This window comes from Frischella sp. Ac48 (assembly GCF_019641635.1).
Taxonomy (GTDB): Bacteria; Pseudomonadota; Gammaproteobacteria; order Enterobacterales; family Orbaceae; genus Frischella; species Frischella japonica.
In genome coordinates this window covers 739,023-761,923 of record NZ_JAETXP010000009.1, presented here as the reverse complement: position 1 = coordinate 761,923, position 22,901 = coordinate 739,023, and the positions used below count along the sequence as shown (strand labels likewise).

Here is a 22,901-nt window from a genome sequence, read left to right as displayed (position 1 = left end):
ATTGTGCTAATAACCGTGAAGTTAGATAGCTTCAATTAACTAAAGTATTTATATCAATAGTAAAAATCAAAGTTTTTAACAAAGCAACGAATTTTTAACCTAAATAAATTAAAGTGAATAAACAAATGATTGATTTTGGTAATTTTTATCAGATTATTGCAAAAAACCATCTTGCCCCTTGGCTTGAAACCTTACCGGCTCAATTAGCTCATTGGCAAAGACAAAACATGGATCATCGATTTCATCAATGGCTTCGTTGCATTGAACATTTACCTAATCTCACACCTGAATATGTCGATTTATTGCACAGCGTAACGGCAAAAAATCGCATCCCCCTTTCGGAAGGAGAGCAAAAAAGAATAATTCATCTATTGATGTCCTTATCACCCTGGCGTAAAGGCCCTTTCTCACTTTATGATATTCACCTCGATGCAGAATGGCGTTCCGATTGGAAATGGCAACGACTTATTCCCTTTATTAGTAGTCTTGCTAATAAAACAGTATTAGATGTAGGATGTAATAGTGGTTATCATTTATGGCGGATGATCGGTGCTGGTGCCAAATTAGCAGTTGGTATTGACCCAATGCCATTGTTCTTGTGTCAATTTGAAGCTATCCGTAAATTATTAGGTAATGACCAACGCGCCCACTTTATTCCGCTAGGTATTGAAGACATGCCGAAATTAGCTGCATTTGATACTGTGTTTTCTATGGGGGTTTTATACCATCGCCGATCACCATTAGATCATCTGTATCAATTAAAAGAGCAACTTAAAGTTAATGGTGAACTAATTCTTGAAACGTTAGTCATTGATGGTGCAGAAAATCAAGTATTAATGCCGGGTGAACGCTATGCTCAAATGCGAAATGTCTATTTTATTCCATCAATTCCAACAATGAAAATTTGGTTAGCAAAATGTGGCTTTCACAATATTAAGATCGTTGATGTTTCAGTCACTAGTTTAGAAGAACAGCGAAAAACAGATTGGATGACATCGGATTCGTTAGCTGACTTTTTAAATCCTATCGATAATACTAAAACTATTGAAGGTTATCCTGCACCTATGCGTGCGGTATTTACTGCTGTAAAGTAATTTTTTATTTTATAAAAAGTGAATATAATTTATACTAACGCTAAATCGGTTAGTTAAATTTCATTAAATCGATATTAATAAAAAACTTAATATGTTAAGTATATGTTAAGTTTTAACTTTATAAATCCAAATTAAAAAAAATTTTATTGATGATCAGGAAATATAATGGATACCATACGATTCATTTTGCGTCTGCCATACCTTTTACTTCACATTATTTTAGAAGCTTGCTTATATTTTTTATATTTTTTATTATTAATCTTGAAAGGAATGTTATGGTTCTTCAGCCCGATAATTGGTCAAATTGACTGGTCCATTCCCAAATGGTATCCCCGTTCAAAAGTTGTTTACCAAACGACCATTCAAACTATAAGCAAACATAGTACCCTAATAGGAAGCGTTATTTATCTGAGTATTGTGGCGTATGTAAGTGGTAATTATGCATATCATTGGTATTTAAATAGACCAAAACCGATCGAGCCGGCTCCAATCATTATCAATACGTATGGTGTAGATTTTACTAAACCAACCGAGAGCGGTATTATTATCGACCAAAACCCTTATTATAATTCTTTAAAAATCCATTTTACAGGTAATAAACGCTCACCTGCTCCAATTGACAAAATTGGTAAACAAATAACTGAAGGTATCCAAATTACCCCTGAAATCAAGGGTACATGGAAGTGGAATGATCCTAGAACTATCTCTTTCACACCTGAAACAACATGGAATATAGCTGAAAAATATACCGTGACAATGGATGCTTCAAAGTTATTGGATGCCAATAATTTAATCGCTAAAAATAAAGAATCTTTTACATTCACAACAAAAGAATTTATTTTAAATATAAAGAACAAGGAATTTTATCAAAATCCAGTTGATGCAACTGAAAAATTAGGCATTTTTGAAGTTCATTTTTCGCATCCTGTTGATAAAAAATCATTTGAAAATAATCTCAAGTTAGCGCTTTATGAAACAACTGAAGATAAAAACAATACCAGAAAATTCATAAAAAATGTTCATTTAACTACAACTTATAATTCAACTAATACCATCGCTTATATTAAAAGTGAACCTTTGGAATTTGCGGAAAGAGATCAATATTTAATCCTCGATATTACAAAAGGTATAACAAGTAGCTTAGGCGGAAACCTAACAGAATCAGATAGATGGGATCATATCCTAATCCCTAATAAATATCATCTTCATATTAATTCAGCCGAAGTTTCATTAGTCGAAATATCGCAAAACGAAATACGCCAAATATTGACGATAAAAACTAACTATAATATTAAAGCTAATGACTTACAAAAAGCGATAAAAGTATGGCAATTACCGCTTGCTAATTTCAAATATAGTGAAGAATACTATGATAAAATAGATGGTAAGTATAAAACAAAATTCCTTGTTGGAAAAAATACCTTAAATAAATCAAAAATATTACCAACAAAATATGTTGAGACCGGCGATACCAGAACTTATCAAAATCAATTTAGCTTTGAAATCAATGGTGAACAATCACAGCAACTCTATATTACCATCGATCCTTCTTTAATCTCCGAAGGTGGCTATGCCTTTAAAGAGGGCTATAAAAAAATCTTGCGTATAAAACGGTATCCGCAAATTGTCAATTTTGCATCTGCTGGATCTTTATTAAGTTTATCAGGAGAGAAAAAAATCCCGGTTGTTACTCGTAATACTAAAAAATTAAAGTTAGAACTTAAGCGAGTCATTCCTTCACAATTACAACATTTAGTTTCGGATAATGTTAATGAATTTAGTCAAATGCGTTTTGATTATTTAAATACTGATAATTTCGTTGAAAAATACGCTATTGAGAAAGAAATCAAAGGTAATCCACAATCTATCAAATATACTGACTTTGATCTAACACCTTATCTTAAAAAGGATATTGCAAATGATAGTGCTATACGTGGCATTTTCTTATTAAATCTTTATGCTGACAATCCTGATAATAATGGTAAGTACGCTTATTATGATTCGCGCTTTATTATCGTGACCGATTTAGGAATCATTAATAAAAAATCACTTGATCAATCCTATGATCTGTTTGTGCAATCTATCAGTAATGGAGATCCAATTGAAAATGCTAAAGTTTCGCTGTTGGGTGCTAATGGTATTGAAATTACTGCTCAACAAACGGATAGTACTGGACATGTCCATTTTGCTCCTTTGTCAGAATATTACAAAGGAATTAAACCGCTATTATTTTTAATTGAAAAAGATGGTGACATGTCATTCTTACCAATATCTAAGGGGTATAGAGGCTACGATAGACAACTCAATTATTCAAGATTTGATGTTGGTGGAGAATATGAAACACTGGATCGTGGTGAACTTCGCGCACATCTTTTCTCTGACCGAGGTATTTATCGACCAGGTGATACATTTCACATCGGTACCATAATTAAGGCCGATGATTGGAATAAATCATTAAAAGGTATTCGCTTAGAAGCGGATATTTATGATCCTAAAAATAATCTTTTAACAACGAAAAAAATAAAACTCGATGAATATGGATTCAATGAAATTTCATACAAAACAGAAGATAATTCACCTACAGGTAACTGGAATATATATCTTTATTTGAGTAAGCCTAACCACGAAGACGATCGTACTTATTTAGGTTCAACATCCGTCATCATTCGTGAATTTGAACCTGATAAAACAGCAGTTAAAGTACAAATTACGCCACGAAGTGAAAAAGGATGGATTAAACAATCTGAACTTAAAGCACAAATTACGGCAAATAATCTTTTTGGAACACCAGCGCAAGACCGATTAGTTGAAAGTAACTTACATTTATATCCAACTAAATTTTATTTTAAACAATACCTTGATTATGATTTCTTTAGGTATGGTAACAATCAAAGTGATTTCAAAGTTGATCTCGAAGATACCTATACCAATGAAGAAGGCAAAGCTACGGTAAACTTAAATGTTGAAAATTTTGATGGTCAATATGAAGCACGTTTCTTAGCTGACGTTTTTGAGCCTAACAGTGGTCGAAGTGTCGCGGCAACAGATACTATTTTAATTTCTTCTGCAGATTATCTTGTTGGAGGTAAAGCTGATGGTATATTAGATTATATTAAACGTGATACTAAACGTTTATTAAATCTGATCGCTATTAATCCAGAACTTGAAAAAATTAGATTAGATAATTTAAAACTGATTACTTTAGAGAAAAAATATCTCTCTGTTTTGGTAAAACAACCATCTGGAGTCTTTAAATATGAATCAGAACGAAAAAATGTAGTCATTTCAGAAACACCTTTTGAAATAAACGACAAAGGAACCACGTATCAGATTCCAACTGATACACCAGGTAACTTTATTTTACAGATAAAAAATAACCACGATGAAATTGTCTATCAAGTTGATTACTCTATCGCAGGCACGGGCAATGTTACGCGTTCTTTGGATCGTAATGCAGAACTTGCATTAAAGATTGATGCGACCAAATATAAACCTGGTGATGAAATAGAAGTGTCAATTACCGCACCTTATACAGGCAGTGGTATCATCACTATTGAACGCGATAAAGTTTATGCATGGAAATGGTTCAAAACAGATACGACCAGTTCCATACAAAAAATTACTTTACCAAAAGAAGTGGAAGGCAACGCTTACATTAATGTACAATTTGTTCGGGATCCTAATTCAGAAGAAATCTTTATGAGCCCATTAAGTTATGGGGTCGTTCCATTCACAATAACGAACGATAAATTTACCGAAAAAGTGACTTTAGTTGCTCCTGAACAGGTTAAACCTGGTGAGACAATTCCTATCACCGTTACAACAAATAGTATGCAACGAGTCGTTGTATTTGCAGTTGATGAAGGTATTTTACAAGTTGCGGGCTATCAATTAAAGAATCCACTGAAAAGCTTCATCCGTAAAAAAACACTATCTGTTAGAACAGATCAAATTTTAGATCTGATTTTGCCGGAATATAATCGTTTGTTAAAATTATCCGCCCCAGGTGGTGATGATATGCTTAAGGAGGACCAAGATATGTTAAATGGTCATTTAAATCCATTCAAGCGTAAAACAGATGAACCGGTAGTTTATTGGTCAGGAATCATAGATGTTGAAGACCAAAAGAATCTCTCTTACAAAATACCAGAACATTTTAGTGGTAAAATACGCATTATGGCTGTTACTGTCGGTAAAAATACCATCGGAACGGCACAAACTAGTACCACTGTTCGTAATGATTTTGTATTAAGTCCAAATATACCTTATTTTGTTACACCTAATGATGAATTTGAAATCAGTTTAATGGTAGCAAATAACTTAACCGAAATAGGAAATGAAGAAATTCCAATTAAAGTTAAACTCGCTACAACACCACATTTAATGGTCGTAGACGAACCAAGCAAGACGATCAAACTTGCATCGATGAAAGAAGGTACTTTAACTTACCGTCTAAAAGCGACTGATATTCTTGGTAGTGGTGATTTGCAATTTACTGCAACGTATAAAGATAAAATAATATCGAGACAAGTAAGTACTTCAGTACGACCTATCAATCCTTATCGTTTAAAAACAATAATGGGTCGTATGGATGGCAAAACACAGACAATTAACGAGATACGCCAAATGTATCCAGAGTTTGCTGAACAAGATGCGGCCGTTTCTTACTCACCGATGATTTTAGTTAAAGGTCTTACTGATTATCTGGACAATTATGAATACTATTGCTCAGAACAAATTGTCAGTCGTTCCTTACCATTATTAATTGGTAATAAGCACCCTGAATTTAACTTGGTCACCGACAAAACATTACCTTTTAATGGGGTACTACAAAAACTGCAAAGCCGTCAAAATAGCGAAGGCGCTATTGGTTTATGGTATGCCACCTATAACGTTGATCCATATATAACGCTATATACGGTTAATTTTTTACTTGAGGCAAAGGAAGCGGGATTAGTATTACCAAAAGATTTACTCACAAAAGCTAATGAATATACCAAAAGAGTGGCTGAGGGAAGTTTGACTGGTCGCTATAATCTACGATTACGTGCTTATGCTATTTATTTGTTAACCAGACAAAATATCATTACGACAAATTACATTGCTTCAATTATGGAAGATCTCAAAAACAATAAGAATCAATGGTGGGAAACTGATATTACTGCTTTATATTTAGCATCGTCTTATAAAATGCTAAAAATGGATAAGCAAGCGGATAAAATATTATCGCCCGTTTGGAAACAACTAGACAAAGCTTATAATAAAGCCTGGTGGACAAATAATTTTTATGATCCATTAGTAATGGATACAGGTAAAATTTACTTGATTGCTAAACATTTTAATGAAAAAGTAAAAGATATACCTGCTCAAGCGCTTGAAAATATTGCCTTAATGTTGAATCAAGAACGTTATACAACCCATTCAGCAGCAATGACAATGTTAGCTTTAGACAGCTACATATCATCAATCAAGGAACTTGACTTAAAAGAAGATGATCTCACGATTACTAGTACCATACAATCAAATGAAAATGAGCGTAAAAATGTAACGATCGCAAAATTGAAAAAATTGTTAGCTAAAAGTAAATTTAGTGATGAATCATCGGCTATCAGTTTCCATAATATGCAAAATTTACCAGCTTGGTATCTGTTATCGCAAAAGGGTTATGATCGCACTGTTCAACAAGAGCCGATAACTAAAGGTCTCGAAGTTTATCGAGAATACACCGATAAAGATGGTAAAGAAATAAGCACGGTTAAATTAGGTGATATTATTAATGTTACTGTAAGAATCCGTTCATTATCCAAAGAAGGACAAACGAATATTGCCATTGTCGATCTACTACCAGCTGGTTTTGAAGTTGTGCAACAAAATGCCTTAAATCGTTCACCTAACAATAGTGAGAACGATGAAGACAGCGAAGAGGAATATGATGACTATGATGGTGAACAATGGATTTCACCTATCGCAACAGGTAACTATACTTGGTATCCAGATTACACTGATGTGCGGGAAGATCGTGTGATTATTTATGGTTCCACCGCTAGCGATAATTTACAAACCTTCAAATATCAGATTAAAGCCACCAATATCGGCGAATATGCAATTCCACCAGCCTATGGTGAAGCAATGTATGATCGCGATATTCAAGCTGTATCAAAAGGTGGTAGTAAAATTACTGTTGAAACACGTTAATCCACCTTTTGTTAAGTGGGTACAATTTTATAATTGTACCCCTTTTCTAAATCGTTCACGTATTATGATAATAATAACCTATTATTCAATATAATAATCTGTATAACATGACAAAATTTATAAGATATGTCCAAAATATTATCGCAGCACTGATAATATTTATGTTGATTGTTTTTGCTTTCCGTTTAACGCCTCATCCTCCATTATCAGAAGCACTATCGTTTTCAACGGTTATTTATGATGAAAATAATAAATTATTAAGATTGACCTTGGCTGATGATCAACAATATCGATTATGGACGCCACTAGAAGATATTTCCCCCAATATTATTAATGGTCTGTTACTACATGAAGACCAATGGTTTTATTATCATTTAGGATTCAATCCAATTAGTATAGTTCGCGCATTTTGGGCTACCTATCTGGGAGGGGGCAATCGTCAAGGAGCATCGACAATTACTATGCAATTGGCTCGGATGCACTGGAAAATCAATACTAAAACAATTGGTGGCAAATTACAGCAAATATTCAGAGCTATTCAATTAGAATTAATGTATTCTAAACACGATATTTTAGAAGCTTATTTTAATTATGCTCCTTTTGGTCGAAATATCCAAGGTGTTGGTGCGGCCTCATTAATTTATTTTGATAAATTACCCAATAAAATTAACTTACCTGAAGCTTTAGCGCTCACCGTTCTTCCCCAATCTCCGACTTACCGCATTGATAAAAAAACTGGCATAGCAGGTAAAGCATTGATTAATGCCAGACGACGATTATTGGAACGTTGGCAAGAACAATATCACACTGATAATAATATCATCGCACTGTTTGATTTACCTTTAGTCATGCGTCAACCAGAACAACTTCCGTTTATTGCTCCTCATTTTACCGATCAAATCTTACAGCAGGATACAAATTTAAATAAACACCAACAACGCGTAATTAAATCCACGTTAAGCACAGATTTACAACAGATTATAGAACAACAAGTCAATGCTTTTATCGCGCGTAGCAAACAAAAAGGTATTTATAATGCTTCTGTATTATTAGTGGATAATAAAAATATGGGAATTAAAGCGCTGGTAGGTTCGGCTGATTATTTTAATGCTAGCATACATGGGCAAGTTAACGGAACTTTAGCTAAACGCTCGCCCGGCTCAACATTAAAACCGTTTATTTACGCCTTAGGTATGGACCAAAGCATTATTCATCCCAAAACTATCCTAAAAGATGTTGAAACTGACTTCGGTTTTTATAACCCAGAAAATTTTGATCGACATTTTAAAGGCCCCATTTCAGTTACTGATGCCTTAATTCATAGTCGTAATATCCCTGCTGTTTATGTAGCGAGCAAATTAAAAAAACCTTCATTCTACCAATTTTTAAAACAAGCTAATATTAGTAATATGGCGGCAGAAGAACATTATGGTTTAGCATTAGTACTTGGAGGGGGTGAAGTGACACCACAGGAACTCGCTTCACTCTATGCTATGTTAGCAAATCAAGGCGTATGGCAACCATTAACATTGACTCAAAATGAGCATGAACCAGCATTGCGTAAACCGTTACTTAGTCCAGCAGCAAGTTTTATGACGCTGGATATGTTATTAAAAAATACCCGTAAACAAGATATTTTAATAAAAAAACAAAAAGCAATGACACCAATCTATTGGAAAACGGGTACCTCCTGGGGATTTAGGGATGCATGGACTGCTGGTGGATTTAATCATTATACATTAGTGGTATGGTTAGGCAATTTTGACGGCACAAGCAACAATGCTTTAATTGGCGCTAATGCAGCTACACCATTATATTTTAATATAATTGATGCCATAACCGCCTATTATCCTTCACAAAAGCAATATCATAACCCTGCTCCGGCCAACCTTACTCAAGTTGAAATTTGTTTACCTAGCGGTAATTTAGTGACGCAATGGTGTAAAATTAAAGGGAAAACTTGGTTCATTCCTGGTGTTTCACCAATCACCGTTGACACGGTTTATCGACCGGTCTTGATTGATAACAAAACCAACAAAGTAGCTTGTCCTCCTTATAATCCGCAAACATCACATATCGAAGTATTTGAGTATTGGCCATCAGACTTAGCAAAAGTTTTTGCTAAAGCAGGAATGCCGAAAAAACAACCGCCTAAAAGTACCCATTGTAATAATGCACAAACCTATTTAGGTGATCCACCTCGAATAACTTCACCATTAAAAAATGCAGTTTATAAATTAAGAGTTAATAATCAAAAGAATGAAAAGATTAGTTTAAAAGCTACCGCTGATGGTGAGGTAAAAGAATTATATTGGTTTATTGGCAATAATTTCCTTGGCAGTAGCCCGGTCAATGCTTCCATTGATTGGGTACCGATACAAAGTGGTATGTTTAAAATCACAGTTATTGATGATTTAGGACGTAGTGATAACAGAAAATTGAAAATCGATTTACTTGAATAATTTTATTTAAATTATTCATAGTAAATTTTAAGTACCTACGCTACTCTTACAAATAGGTCAAAAACTCACAACAATAAAGTTTATAGGAAATCACCATGTCATACACTCTTTATATTGGCAATAAAAATTATTCCAGTTGGTCAATGCGACCTTGGATTGTCATGCAACATTTCGCCATCCCATTTGAAGAAAAATGGATCCATTTTGACAATTTTGATAAAAATTCTAAGTTTAAACAGACCGTCCTAACCTTCAATCCATTTGGCTGTGTTCCTTTTTTAGTCGTGGATGATTTCGTTATAACTGACTCATTAGCAATATGTGAATATTTAGCGGAGCAACACTCTGCATTAGCACTTTGGCCAACTGATATAAAACAACGCGCACAAGCGCGAAGTTTAACAGCACATATGCATACCGGATACCAGAAAATTCGTCAATATTTGCCTTTTAATATTGAAGCACAATTACCTGAAATTGGTAAAATTATTTTACGTGATCACCTGCCAGTCAAAAAAGAAATTGAATTTCTTGATAATTTACTAAGCCGTTACTTAAAACGTTCACAAGGTAATTATTTATTCGGTAATTTTACAATTGCTGATGCGTTTTATGCCCCTCTTTGTTTAAGATTAAAAAATTACCAAATCCAAGTATCTGATGATTTACTAAAGTATATTCAGACACTTTGTTCAACTCATGGAATCACGCAATGGATTGATGCAGCTTTAAAGGAACACCATTTTGTTGCGATAGATGAGCCATATCGCTTTTCGCGCTAATATCTAAATAATAACATGCTAAAAATGCCCAAATGGGCATTGATGCATGCATAAAATTAATTTTTTATTATTCAAGCAATGCACGTTTAATCTCAAAAGCTAATTGTGGGTTCCACATTGCCCCAGTTGCACTCATGACGGCATCGGCACCAGCGTGCCTAAATGCTTGATAATGCTCCAGACTGCTAACCCCACCTACCCCAATAATAGTAAAATGATGAATTAGCTCGGCTCTTAATCGAGCTAAACGTGCAACCATATCTAATCCAGCCCAACGGATAGCATCTCCACATATGCCACCAACTGGCCTGGTTGAACTTAAAGCAGGCTGATCCTGAGCATCTACCGGTTTAGCTGATAATGTATTAATTGTACTATATCCCTCAATCACACCATCTAATTTCTTTAATAACGGTAATATGGCATCATCATGCGCAAAATAAGCCAATTTCAAAAATAAAGGCTTATTAGGCACCGCATTTTTAATCGCGTGAGCAACTCGCTCCACTTTTGTAAAGTCAAAACATAATAATTTATTCACACCTTCATTTGGACAACTTAAGTTCGCCTCCAAAATGGGAGCACCAGTCTCATCCACTAATTTAGCTGCATTGGCATAATCTTGCTCAATCGTTGCTTCATTACCTGGAGTACCTTGGAAACTACCAATAACATGTTGCCCTGATTTAGCTGCCAACACAGCATCAGCCATATCAGGTTGCCAAACATCAGGATCAAACGACGGCACCCCAAAAGAGTTGGTTATCGAAATTGGAAAAGTAAAATCGTGATCAGCCAAAACCGTATCAACTTCAGCCGACAACTTTCCTTTTGGGTGAATAGATAATACATTCGGTAAAGGATGACTTTTATGCGCGCGGGTTCGTACCGTTTTATATACACAGAGATCAAAACCATAACCTAAAGCAGCTTTTACATACTTAGCATTCAATAGCGGTCCCGCTGGAATACCAAAGGGTAAATTTACGTCAAAATTCAAAAATCGAGAACTATGAGGCATGACAATTGATGATTTAGGTAAATAGGCAAAATCACCAAAAGGTCCTTGTTGATAATTATCCTCATAACTGAGCAGTGGGTCATAAAAAGGCGTGATGTTGTTATTCATGGTGTACCCTTGAAATATTAATTAAACTTACCAAACTGATTTTACTAATACTAATGAAACATAGAGTATTTTTAACATTAACTATTTTATAATATTATTGAACTCATAAACCTAAAACTAAACGTCCATTTTGGGTTGCGACTTTAATGACATTATCTAAATCAGTATAACGGCACCCTGTTACGAGTAACTTTAATTCTTCCCACATATTTCCGGTTGAAAACGGCAACATATAGTCACTAATATTATCGGTACCAATCGCAACGGGAATGCCAGCAGTTGATAATTCATCCACTGGAGTAAGGGAATTTCGTGTTGGGCCATGATCTTCGCGACGAGGACTATCAATCCAAGCAAAAGGACAAGCTATCACCATCATTTTTGCTTCTTTCATTTTTTGATAGAGTTTCTGTCGATACGCAAAATCGTGCGCTGTAATGGAAATACTGTGAATAGCTACAACTTTGCCATGCATGTCGTGTTCAATGGTTTTATCAGTCAGTTGCTCTGTTTCGATTTCCTCTGGGGAATTAAATTGATCAACATGCACATGTACCATTTTACCTAAACGTTTGCCGGTTTGCATTAATACATCTAAGTGAACTAGTCCCATTCCAGGACCATGATCACGCTCATCGCGACGTGGTAATCCACCTATGATATCCACCATATCAGCTCCTTTATCAAACCAATAACGCGCTTCTTTATCTATCACCCCTTTCAATGTTTGATTAACTAATTTAATTACAATATCGTTTTTATATACTGCTCTGGCACGTAAAGCCCCTTTTATCGCACGTTCCTGAGCAATAGGATCGATATCAACAAATGAGCCCATTGCAGATACGCCTTGCTCAATCATACGTTCCACAGCCATACTAAAGTGGCGGTAATAATCTTCCTCAGTCATAGCAGCTTTGATACGATCGAGCGTATCCCATTTTTCAATTAAAGTTTGTTTTTGGTAGATATCAAAACTTTCCCGTGTAATGGTAAAAGCACGATCTGCATGCATATGAGCATTAACCCAACCACCATTTTGTTTGATACTTTTCATCAAAAAAGCTTTTAAACTCTGATCCCGACTTGCTAATAAAATATCTTTATTTGTCATAATAAATTCTCGTCATTGTCCTATTGTAATCGATAAAATTTTAGCCAAAAAAAATCCTCCAATAGGAGGATTAATAATGAGAAATAACTAAACTATCATTAAAATTGTTAGTATTAAAATAAAGTACTTGGTAATGCATTTTAGAAATCAACGTCTCCGCTGTCTTTTAATTGATTGAGATTTTAATGGAAAATTTATGAATAGCAACCTTTTTAATTAAAAAAAAGGTAAATAAATGAAAAAGTTATAGTCTCATTTTTGAGACTATAACAATATATAGCAAATTGGCATTTTTATATAAAATAGAACACAACTAATGGGCAATTAGTCAATAAAAATTATACTTACCATAAAACTATTTTCACTAACGTTTCTTTAAACTCCCTAATATTCCACGCGTAATTTCACGACCAATATTATTAGCAATTTGTCGTGAAGTGCTTTGAATTACTTTTTGCGCTAAACCATCTTTCTGCCCACCCCGAACACCCTTACTGCCAAACAGAAAATCTTTAATTCCATCCCAAAATCCGCTCGATTCAGTTTGGGATGAGGTAGATGAAGTATCTGTAGATTCTGTACGTGTAGAGACTGCACCAGCCTTTAATTTTTCATAAGCAGATTGACGATCAATTGGTGTAGCATATTTTTGTTGTAAAACTGATTGTAAGATAAGCGCATGCTGTTGCTCATTTGACATTGCACCCATTAATGATTCAGGTGCAATAATCATTCCTCGCTCAACCATATTAGGTCGACCTTTTTCATCAAGAAATGAGATTAATGCTTCCCCAACACTTAAATTAGTTATCACTTGTTCAGTATTAATTTCCGGATTTTGATGCATTGTTCGAGCTGCAGCTTTAACTGCTTTTTGGTCATTAATTGAAAATGCTCGTAAAGCATGTTGAACTCTGTTACCTAATTGGCCTAAAACACTATCGGGTATATCGGTTGGATTTTGGGTAACAAAATAGATCCCGACGCCTTTTGAACGTATTAATCGTACCACTTGTTCTATTTTTTCAAGTAATACTTTAGAAATATCATTAAATAATAAATGCGCTTCATCAAAAAAGAACACTAATTTTGGCTTTGCTAAATCACCCACTTCGGGTAAATGTTCAAATAATTCCGATAATAACCATAGTAAAAATACAGAGTAAAGTTTTGGCGAATTAAATAATCTTTCACATTCTAAAATATTAATTTTTCCGTTGCCATTAGCATCTAACTGCATAATATCAGCAATATCTAACATTGGTTCGCCAAAGAAATAATCTGCACCTTGTTGCTCTAATGACAATAAGCTACGCTGTATACTACCAATTGAAGCTGCTGTAATATTGCCGTAATCGGTTATGAATGATTTGGCATTATCACCAACATATTTAACCATTTCACGTAAGTCTTTAAAATCCAATAATAATAGCTGATTATCATCAGCAATTTTGAACACTAGTTGTAAAATACCCGTTTGTACCTCATTAAGATTCAATAACCGACTTAGTAATAAGGGACCGATATCCGAAATCGTTGCCCGTAACGGTATACCTTTATCACCATATACATCCCATAACTCAATCGATGATGCGCACGGTTGCCAATCGTTAACCCCAATATTAGTTAAACGGGTAGTTAATTTATCTGACACAGTAGCCGCAACGCCCAAACCGGTTAGATCCCCTTTCACATCAGCTAAAAACACGGGTACACCTATTCGCGCAAAACTTTCGGCCATTTTTTGTAATGTTACTGTTTTACCAGTACCAGTAGCCCCAGTAATCAAACCATGACGATTAGCAAATGCGGGTAAAAGAACCAGATCACGATGATCAGGCTCCGATTTTGCAATAACTAGAGAAGTTACCATAATCATTCCTTACAATTTTTTTACTATCATAGACGTATTTGTTGATCAGACACAATAGTTTTTTTGAATTATTATAACAATAACAATCACTTAAACTAATAAAGCAGATATTGGAAAAGTAATGTAAATATAGATTATGTTATTTTTAATAACACCCAAAAAGTGCAAAATTTTATTAAAAAAAGAAAATCAAATCATTTACATGTTATCATCGATGATTATCATAATAATTCGTTTACTTTAGGCGATCCTGTATTTATCGTTTTTACAATGCTTAAAAATAAAAACTTAATCAATTGGGAAATGATTTATAGTTAAAAAAATAAATAAGCAGCAATAAATTACTGCTTTTATTATGACAAATGCGTTTACATAAAGGGAAATTTAACTGATTGAGCAGCTTGTTTTAAGCGATTTTTAGCGATAATGATATTCTGATGCCAGTTATTATCATTAGCCCACATTTCAATGACAAATGGTGCCTGATAATTCATTTCTTTTAATGTGTTGAATATTTCAACAAAATTGACTTCGCCTTCCCCAATAACTAAATCACGAAACTGTCCTTTAAAATCAGGTTTCACTTTCAAGGTATCTTTCAAATGAATTTGAACAATATGTTCTTGTGCCAATTTCAACTCGGTGCAAGTATCATAATTCCAACCATTTATATTACCTACATCGGGATAAGCCATAAAATAAGGTGAAGATACCTGTTTTTTAAGTATCTCAAATTTACTTAAACTATTAAGATAATCAGTATCCATTATTTCTACCGCTAGCATTACACCAGCTTGTTCCGCTAACTGGCTAGAATATTGCATACCTTCAATAAATCTTAAGTGAGTATCTTGATTGGCAGGTTCATAATATACATCATAACCGGCTAATTGGATCACCCTTATGCCTAATTTATGTGCCAATTCGATGGCTTTTAGCATGATCACTTTTGCTTGTTTTACATTATTTGGTTCGGCAGAACCAAAAGGAAATTTTCGATGCGCGCTTAAACACATTGATTGTAATGGTAATGCATAATCATCACATAGTAATTTTATTTCACGAATTTGCTGCTGCGACCAATCCAGTCTAGCCTGTCTAGCTTCAGTTTCATCAATCGAAATTTCTAAAAAATCAAAATCTAATTGTTTTGCTGCTGCAATACGTTCTGACCAGGTCATTTCAACAGGGAGTGCTTTTTCATAAATACCGACACGATTTTTCGATTTAATTATTGTCATAAAATTGCCTTTTTGATCAAAATAATAGCCACAATGCGTTTTATCTTTTAAATTATCAACAATGAGTGGTTAATATTAGTTTGTTTAGCAAGGATCAGCATAATCGCTGATCCTATAAAGAAAACAACTAACGAGTTTTACCAATATTTAGCAATTTGTTCTCTCAATGCCGCCGCTGTTTCTTGCCCATTTTCACCGGCTAATGCTCGACCAGCAATGAAAGTTTTAGTTGAAATGCCAGCAAATAAATGAATATCTTCGGGTACAATCCCCCCTGTAATGGATAATTCTAAGCCAAGATCAGATAATTTTCTCATTTTGACTAAATCTTCCTCGGTCCAGCCTACCCCAGCTAATTCAGCATCACGTGATCGATGATAAATCGCTTGCTTTATTCCTAATTCACGCCAAGCTTTTGCATCATCGTATGTCCAATGACCATAGAGTTCAATTTGTATTTCACGACCAAACTCGTCAGCAATTTTTTTACATGCGGCAACAGTTGCAATATGCGCTGCTGCAGATACGGTTAACCAATCTGCTCCTGCTTCAAAAGCCATTTTCGCTAATATAGCACCGCCGTCAGTTGTTTTTAAATCACAAACTAATATATGATTGGGATGTTCTTTACGTAATTTACGTACAGCTTCCATTCCTGCTCCAAATGCCAAAATCGTGCCAACTTCAATAACATCAACATAATTGGCAACATTTTTAGCAACAACCATAGCTGGTTCTAATTGGGTTTGATCTAAGGCGATTTGAATCATTGGTTTGCTCATTATATTATTCCTTATTTTTCATTATAAATTGAAAATTATTTATGTTGACCATAATAAGCATTTGCACCATGCTTACGAAAATAGTGTTTATCAGATAACGCTTGTTCGATGTGAATAACCGGATTAAGTAAGCGTGTTGCTAAAGCCATATTGGCAACTTCTTCAAGTACTACAGCATTATGTACCGCATCGAAACAATCTTTACCCCAACAAAATGGCGCATGACCCGATACTAGAACCGCTGGCATTGCCACCGGATCAATATGACGATTAGCAAATTCCTCAACGATGACTAACCCCGTATTTTTTTCATACTCTTGCTTAATTTCCTGATCTGTCAAATGTCTGGCACAGGGAATGTCACCATAAAAATAATCAGCATGCGTAGTACCTAACGCAGGGATATCTTTACTAGCTTGCGCCCAAATTGTTGCATGGGTGGAATGAGTATGCACAATCCCACCTATCGAAGGGTAGGCTTTATATAACTCAAGATGAGTAGGGGTATCACTAGATGGATTAAGCTTTCCTTCAACTATATTACCTTGCAAATCAACGATAACGATATCATCAGCTTGCATTTGCTCATATTCCACACCAGAAGGTTTTATCGCGACTACATTTTGCTCCCTATCGATTTCTGACACATTACCCCAAGTAAATGTCACGAGATGATACTTTGGCAAGAGTAGATTCGCCTTTAGGACTTTTTCTTTTAATGCTTGAAACATAACTGACTCCCTATTCTAAGGCTTGATCAATAACGTCATAAACATCTTCTTTAGTATGACATTGAACAAATTTGTCTAAATTTATTCCAGTTTCACTGTTTTCATCTTCCAACGCTTGAGTCACTTCCATCAATCCAGCCATATGTTTATCCGAATCACTACCAGCTAGTGTGATTAATACTTTAACTGGTTCATCTTCACCATCAAAAAGAACCGGTTCTTTTAAAGTAACTAAGGCAAATGCAGTGCGATTAACGCCATCTTCAGGACGTGCATGTGGCATGGCAAAGCCTGGGGCTATAATAATATAAGGTCCCATTTTCTCTACGCAGTTAATGATGGCGTCATAATAAGCCGCTTCAATTGCACCCGATTTCACTAACATATCAGTACCTAGTTTTACTGCTTCTTGCCAATTACTTGCCGAAGCACCAAGTAAAATAGAATCGTTTTCAATTAGTGATTGTTTTAATGCCATATCCCATTTCTCCCCAAAATATTATTCGTTGTTAGTTCTGTTGTTTTTGATTAACTTGCTGAATCAACTCAATCAATTCATCACCAAATGTATTAGGATTGAGCATGTTTTGCACACCAAGTGCAAATTGATTTTCGCCCACTTCAATCTCATGTGATAAATGTTTAGATGAAACAATGATATCTACATTATTTAAACGTGATTTGTAATCAGTGACCGCACAAGAATCCATAACATTGGCAATGCCTTTATTATCAAGGTAATTAGCTATTTTCATTTTCATCATCATTGAGGAACCTTGACCACTCCCACATACCGCTAAGATTCTAATTGGTCGTGTTTCAGTTTGATTCACTTCATTTAATTTACTAAGTACTGCTGGATTTTGATCTTCTGTAGCATCTGCTTCATCATCATTAACTTTATTTTGTGCATTGGTAGCTTCTTCTAAACGTAGTGCTTTGGCAGCAAAAAACATATAGACCAATGATAAAGCGATTAATACATAGATAAATAGATGAGAAATGGATAAACCTTGTAAAATTGGTGGGAATAAAATAGCCCAGTCAGCCATCCCCATCCAAGCTGGAATAGGTGTACCGTTTTGTAAGAAAATATCTAATGCCCAAGCTGAACCAAGTACTTCAATAATCCCCATCACAAAACAGATTTTCATTACTGCTTTCCAACCACCAAAGTGATTCGCAAACACCCCAATAGTTGCATTTGAGAAGAACATTGGAATAAAACCAGGAATAATCATAATCGGTGATTGGCAACCTAATAAGATACCAATAGCCACAAACTGACCTAATGCCCCCCAAATAAAGCCAAATACCATAGCATTCGGTGAAAAAGCATAGATAGCTGCACAATCAATCGCCAAGACGGCATTAGGAATTAATTTTTCAGAAATACCTTTAAAAGCTTCAGATAATTCTGCAACAAACATACGTACGCCGCCAACAATAACTTGAATTGCCACAGCAAATTTTAAGCCGGTCTCAAGAATATAAATGGTCCAGTGCGTTTTACCAGCCATAACTTGTAAGTCATATAAACCAAAAGATAACAGAATAATACCGAAAAAGAATGTCATGACGATGGTTGTTGCAGCGATACTATCATGAAAAATATGTAACCATTTTGGTAATTTTAAATTATCAACAGAATCATTTTTATCACCTAACTTTGGAGCTAATTTGACTGCAATCCATGAACCTAATTGTTGTTGATGTCCGATCGAAAAACCAGCCCCACCAGTAACCGCTTGAGTCGGCTTAAACATCATGTTGGAGAAGATCCCCCAATATAATGCAATGATAATGGCACTATATATGATGGTTTCCCACATACTAAAACCGAAAAGATAGTAAAATAGTACAATTAAACCAACTTGTTGAAACATGATATGTCCGGTAAGCATAATGGTACGAATACCGGTTATGCGGCGAAATAACACTAACACGATATTAAACGCTAAGGCTAATAAAACGGCGTAACCTACCCATGAGTAATTATCTCCCATGCCTTGTTCTACCGCTACCATTGAAGCATAGGTATCAATAATAGAACCATCAATATGATGATATTCAGAAAGCTTTTCAATTACTGGTTTAAATGTTGATACCAAAACACCTGAACCCACTTGTAACAACATGAATCCGACAATTGTTTTAATTGTTCCTTTGATAACAGTTGTTACATCTTTTTTAAGTAAACAGTAGCCTAAACAAGTTACTAAACCTAATAACAATGGAGCTTTAGTCATCACTTGACTATAGAAAATGTAAAACACACTATAAATTGTTTCCATATTGCCTCACCTTGTTTCTTTTTTTTATTTAAAAAAAATCGTTAGTTACATAACATTAATTATATTTAGCGCACCCTCTCTCATTTTCGCGCTTATGACTTAAACACCACAATGATAACAATCAAATTAAATCACTCAATGATTATTTATGATTATTGTGATAACAATCACGATTAGGTTATTTATTTATATTTTCAATGTAATTTCTATAGACATGTTGTCAAATATGAACTTAAATGTATTTAACATTAAATGATTGACAATGATAACCATTAACAATAAAATCATAAGTAATCATAAAGCAGATTATTACAATCATTTTAAATGGTTGATAACATAGGTTTTTATACATTATGGTCATGAATGAAGCCAAAAGGCACGAAGATATTGTTAAATTGATTGGCACGATGGAAAGTATTTCAGTCGTGGAATTAACTGAAATATTTAATATTTCTCCAGCTACAGCCCGACGCGACATTGTAAAACTCGCAGATGCCGGTAAAGTTAAAAAAGTACGTAATGGTATTGTTAGAATCGAAGAAAAAAAACCAATTTGGTCACCATTAGATATTAATAATACCGACAATTACCATGAAAAAGCACGAATTGCGATTAAAGCATCAACGTTAATTAAAGATGGTGAAAGCGTCATATTGAACTGTGGTTCGACAGCTTTTCTACTGGGTCGTGAATTATGCGGTAAAGACGTTAATATCATTACCAACTATTTTCCGCTAGCAAGTTATTTAATTGAACATGATCATGAGCACGTTACAATCATTGGTGGACAATACAATAAGACGCAAAACATCATATTAAATCCTACCAGTGAGTTATCCGCAATTTATAGTGGCAATATTATGTTTACCAGTGGTAAACAATTGACACCAGCAGGACTTTATAAAAGTGAAATTTTAACTGCTGTTTCTGAACAACAAATTTTAAATAATGCACAAAAATTAGTAGTTGTGGTGGATAGTACAAAAGTTACTGAAAAAATTGGATCAGGTATGCTTTTTTGTCCAACCACCAAAATAGACGTAGTGATAACTGGCAAGTTAGCCGATAAATCCGTAGTAGAGAGTCTTAAACAACAAGGTGTTGAAATAATATTAGTATAATTTTAATAATGATAAGGATTGAAATATGAGTAAAGTTAATGAAATTACACGCGAATCCTGGATTTTGAGTACTTTTCCAGAATGGGGAACTTGGTTAAATGAAGAAATTGAAGCAACTAAAGTGGCTCCTAACACTTTCTCAATGTGGTGGCTGGGTTGTACCGGTATTTGGCTCAAATCAGCGGGTAATACAAATATTTCTGTAGATTTTTGGTGTGGTACGGGTAAACGTACTCATGCTAATCCTTGGATGAAAAAACAACATCAAATGATGCGTATGGGTGGCGTACGTGAACTACAACCTAACTTACGTACTACACCATTTGTCCTAGATCCTTTTGCAATCAAAGAAGTCGATGCCATAATGGCTACCCATGATCACGCCGATCATATTGATGTAAATGTGGCAGCCGCAGTATTACAAAATTGTAGCGATAATGTCAAATTTATTGGACCAAAAGCATGTGTAGAGCTTTGGCAAAAATGGGGGGTACCTGCAGAACGATGTATTACCGCTCATGTCGGTGATATTATTGAAGTGGGCGATATTACTATTAAGGTGCTTGATTCATTTGATCGTACGTCATTAGTAACTTTACCGGAAGGGGTGTCATCGACAGATAAATCAATTTTAGATGGTATGGATGATCGCGCCGTCAATTATTTATTTGAAACCACTGGCGGTAATCTTTATCATTCGGGCGATTCTCATTATTCAAATTATTATGCTAAACATGGTAATGACCATAAAATCGATGTTGCACTATTATCTTATGGTGAAAATCCACGTGGTGTGACTGATAAAATGACCTCTTCTGACATTATTCGTGCAGCGGAATCCCTTAATACTGAAGTCGTTATTCCATTCCATCATGATATTTGGGCAAACTTTCAAAGTGATACACGTGAAATCGAAGTCCTATGGAAGATGAAACGTGATCGTTTGCAATATAAATTTGCACCATTTTTCTGGCAAGTTGGTGGAAAATATACCTATCCAACTGATAAAGGTCGTATGTATTATCAACATTATCGTGGATTTAGAGATATCTTTACAGATGAACCTGAATTACCATATCGTTCATTCCTCTAATCCTTAACCACTGCAAGATACAACCACTCTTAGGGGTGGTTTTTTATGACATAATAATGAACACACGTATTTATAAATATAAACAAACTATCCTGATAATTTGTTTTTACTAAACAAACGACTATTTGATTTCATAAATTTTTCGTCATTTACCATATCAACCACAAAAAACATAACTTATTGTAAAATAACACAATTTTTATTGCTATTATACACAAAACCATGTAACATCAAATTACGTTAACTGTTTGATATATTTAATGTTATGAAAAAGTTTCTTAAAATCCTTTCTGTTATTGCATCTGTTTTAGGGGGTCTCGCTGTTATTAACGGTGTGATCTGTTTTATTATCATTATGGTCAATCTATTTAATGGTTATAATCCATCTTTGTACATCATTGATCAATTATTCTTTATCCTTGAAATTTACCTTCTTTTTGCTGCCGTTAGTGTGATGGTATTTTTGCAAAGCCTTTGGGTGTATTATCAGATTACCAGCAAAAAACCGAAATATAATCGTAGCGTTAAAACACATCAGAAATAGTAATTTATGGTGTCGCTAAGACACCTTCTATTTTTTCTCGAATGTATTATGAACACTAACTTTCACACTATCGTAACGCATAAATGCGCTAACACATTCAAAAATAATCATTTTTTCCTAATAACCAAAAAATATCATGTCAATAAAATTAAGCATTTGATGTTCTGGTCCTTTTTATGCTGAACGGGTTTCCAAGGGGTACTTTTACAAGATTAAAAACCAAATTTACCACTTTTTAAAATAGTTTTAGCTATTTTTTTGTGACAACGTCACAAAACGCGTTCTTTAATAAATATTAATCACAATTCTATTTTTTAAAATCAATTCCCCTTTTTTTTAAAAAAATATCAATGAGGTAACGCTTTAAATATCGAATTAAAACTTAATATTTATTAAAAAATGTGAATTTTTAATACTGATTTTCGGTTAAATAAAATTCAGGTAAT

At 34.4% G+C, this 22,901-nt stretch carries 15 protein-coding genes; 7 read left to right on the top strand and 8 right to left on the bottom strand.

Going from position 1 to position 22,901, the window contains the following annotated elements; genetic code table 11:
- The first annotated feature begins 125 nt into the window (after positions 1 to 125).
- The 4 genes from cmoB to JMI89_RS08015 all read left to right on the top strand — a co-directional run bounded on the left by cmoB (position 126) and on the right by JMI89_RS08015 (position 10,533).
- Entirely contained in the window at positions 126 to 1,094 is a 969-nt protein-coding gene (cmoB, locus tag JMI89_RS08030) for a tRNA 5-methoxyuridine(34)/uridine 5-oxyacetic acid(34) synthase CmoB (RefSeq protein ID WP_255562876.1), read from the top strand.
- 165 nt (positions 1,095 to 1,259) lie between these two features.
- Positions 1,260 to 7,289, top strand: a complete 6,030-nt coding sequence (locus tag JMI89_RS08025) for an alpha-2-macroglobulin (RefSeq protein ID WP_187755282.1) — start codon at positions 1,260 to 1,262, stop codon at positions 7,287 to 7,289.
- A 107-nt stretch (positions 7,290 to 7,396) separates the two neighbouring features.
- Positions 7,397 to 9,751, top strand: coding sequence for a penicillin-binding protein 1C (gene pbpC / locus JMI89_RS08020; RefSeq protein ID WP_220679761.1), 2,355 nt, complete (start codon positions 7,397 to 7,399; stop codon positions 9,749 to 9,751).
- A gap of 95 nt (positions 9,752 to 9,846) precedes the next feature.
- Positions 9,847 to 10,533, top strand: a complete 687-nt coding sequence (locus JMI89_RS08015) for a glutathione S-transferase family protein (RefSeq protein ID WP_220679760.1) — start codon at positions 9,847 to 9,849, stop codon at positions 10,531 to 10,533.
- A gap of 67 nt (positions 10,534 to 10,600) precedes the next feature.
- Here JMI89_RS08015 and JMI89_RS08010 read toward each other — a convergent pair whose 3' ends face one another.
- The 8 genes from JMI89_RS08010 to JMI89_RS07975 all read right to left on the bottom strand — a co-directional run bounded on the left by JMI89_RS08010 (position 10,601) and on the right by JMI89_RS07975 (position 19,652).
- Positions 10,601 to 11,662 (bottom strand): hypothetical protein, encoded by a 1,062-nt coding sequence (locus tag JMI89_RS08010; protein WP_220679759.1) that lies wholly within the window; start codon positions 11,660 to 11,662, stop codon positions 10,601 to 10,603.
- Positions 11,663 to 11,765: 103 nt separating this feature from the next.
- Entirely contained in the window at positions 11,766 to 12,776 is a 1,011-nt protein-coding gene (locus JMI89_RS08005; protein ID WP_220679758.1) for an amidohydrolase family protein, read from the bottom strand.
- A gap of 364 nt (positions 12,777 to 13,140) precedes the next feature.
- Entirely contained in the window at positions 13,141 to 14,649 is a 1,509-nt protein-coding gene (locus JMI89_RS08000; RefSeq protein ID WP_187755287.1) for a helicase HerA-like domain-containing protein, read from the bottom strand.
- Positions 14,650 to 15,017: 368 nt separating this feature from the next.
- Entirely contained in the window at positions 15,018 to 15,890 is an 873-nt protein-coding gene (locus JMI89_RS07995) for an L-ribulose-5-phosphate 3-epimerase (protein WP_187755288.1), read from the bottom strand.
- A gap of 137 nt (positions 15,891 to 16,027) precedes the next feature.
- The gene (locus JMI89_RS07990; RefSeq protein ID WP_187755289.1) at positions 16,028 to 16,672 is read right to left on the bottom strand and encodes a 3-keto-L-gulonate-6-phosphate decarboxylase UlaD; all 645 of its coding nucleotides are present in this window, start codon (positions 16,670 to 16,672) and stop codon (positions 16,028 to 16,030) included.
- Positions 16,673 to 16,707: 35 nt separating this feature from the next.
- Complete coding sequence (gene araD / locus JMI89_RS07985) at positions 16,708 to 17,403, bottom strand: L-ribulose-5-phosphate 4-epimerase (protein ID WP_187755290.1); 696 nt, start codon at positions 17,401 to 17,403, stop codon at positions 16,708 to 16,710.
- Between the two features lie 10 nt (positions 17,404 to 17,413).
- The gene (locus JMI89_RS07980; RefSeq protein ID WP_187755291.1) at positions 17,414 to 17,881 is read right to left on the bottom strand and encodes a PTS sugar transporter subunit IIA; all 468 of its coding nucleotides are present in this window, start codon (positions 17,879 to 17,881) and stop codon (positions 17,414 to 17,416) included.
- 31 nt (positions 17,882 to 17,912) lie between these two features.
- Positions 17,913 to 19,652, bottom strand: a complete 1,740-nt coding sequence (locus tag JMI89_RS07975; protein WP_370633734.1) for a PTS ascorbate-specific subunit IIBC — start codon at positions 19,650 to 19,652, stop codon at positions 17,913 to 17,915.
- Positions 19,653 to 20,056: 404 nt separating this feature from the next.
- Here JMI89_RS07975 and ulaR point away from each other — a divergent pair, with 404 nt between their 5' ends.
- From ulaR to JMI89_RS07960, 3 genes are all read left to right on the top strand, one after another.
- Positions 20,057 to 20,818, top strand: a complete 762-nt coding sequence (gene ulaR / locus JMI89_RS07970; protein ID WP_187755299.1) for an HTH-type transcriptional regulator UlaR — start codon at positions 20,057 to 20,059, stop codon at positions 20,816 to 20,818.
- Positions 20,819 to 20,843: 25 nt separating this feature from the next.
- On the top strand, positions 20,844 to 21,911 hold the full coding sequence (gene ulaG / locus JMI89_RS07965; RefSeq protein ID WP_187755293.1) for an L-ascorbate 6-phosphate lactonase: 1,068 nt from the start codon (positions 20,844 to 20,846) through the stop codon (positions 21,909 to 21,911).
- A gap of 265 nt (positions 21,912 to 22,176) precedes the next feature.
- On the top strand, positions 22,177 to 22,455 hold the full coding sequence (locus JMI89_RS07960) for a hypothetical protein (protein ID WP_187755294.1): 279 nt from the start codon (positions 22,177 to 22,179) through the stop codon (positions 22,453 to 22,455).
- Positions 22,456 to 22,901: the final 446 nt, after the last annotated feature.

Bases quoted from the DNA above. Each gene is read 5' to 3' on its own strand.
- JMI89_RS08015 (WP_220679760.1), top strand. From the start codon at position 9,847: ATGTCATACACTCTTTATATTGGCAATAAAAATTATTCCAGTTGGTCA.
- ulaR (WP_187755299.1), top strand. From the start codon at position 20,057: ATGAATGAAGCCAAAAGGCACGAAGATATTGTTAAATTGATTGGCACG.
- JMI89_RS08005 (WP_220679758.1), bottom strand. From the start codon at position 12,776: ATGACAAATAAAGATATTTTATTAGCAAGTCGGGATCAGAGTTTAAAA.
- cmoB (WP_255562876.1), top strand. From the start codon at position 126: ATGATTGATTTTGGTAATTTTTATCAGATTATTGCAAAAAACCATCTT.
- ulaG (WP_187755293.1), top strand. From the start codon at position 20,844: ATGAGTAAAGTTAATGAAATTACACGCGAATCCTGGATTTTGAGTACT.
- JMI89_RS08010 (WP_220679759.1), bottom strand. From the start codon at position 11,662: ATGAATAACAACATCACGCCTTTTTATGACCCACTGCTCAGTTATGAG.
- JMI89_RS07990 (WP_187755289.1), bottom strand. From the start codon at position 16,672: ATGAGCAAACCAATGATTCAAATCGCCTTAGATCAAACCCAATTAGAA.
- araD (WP_187755290.1), bottom strand. From the start codon at position 17,403: ATGTTTCAAGCATTAAAAGAAAAAGTCCTAAAGGCGAATCTACTCTTG.
- JMI89_RS07975 (WP_370633734.1), bottom strand. From the start codon at position 19,652: ATGACTAAAGCTCCATTGTTATTAGGTTTAGTAACTTGTTTAGGCTAC.
- JMI89_RS07980 (WP_187755291.1), bottom strand. From the start codon at position 17,881: ATGGCATTAAAACAATCACTAATTGAAAACGATTCTATTTTACTTGGT.
- JMI89_RS07960 (WP_187755294.1), top strand. From the start codon at position 22,177: ATGAAAAAGTTTCTTAAAATCCTTTCTGTTATTGCATCTGTTTTAGGG.
- pbpC (WP_220679761.1), top strand. From the start codon at position 7,397: ATGACAAAATTTATAAGATATGTCCAAAATATTATCGCAGCACTGATA.
- JMI89_RS08025 (WP_187755282.1), top strand. From the start codon at position 1,260: ATGGATACCATACGATTCATTTTGCGTCTGCCATACCTTTTACTTCAC.
- JMI89_RS07995 (WP_187755288.1), bottom strand. From the start codon at position 15,890: ATGACAATAATTAAATCGAAAAATCGTGTCGGTATTTATGAAAAAGCA.
- JMI89_RS08000 (WP_187755287.1), bottom strand. From the start codon at position 14,649: ATGGTAACTTCTCTAGTTATTGCAAAATCGGAGCCTGATCATCGTGAT.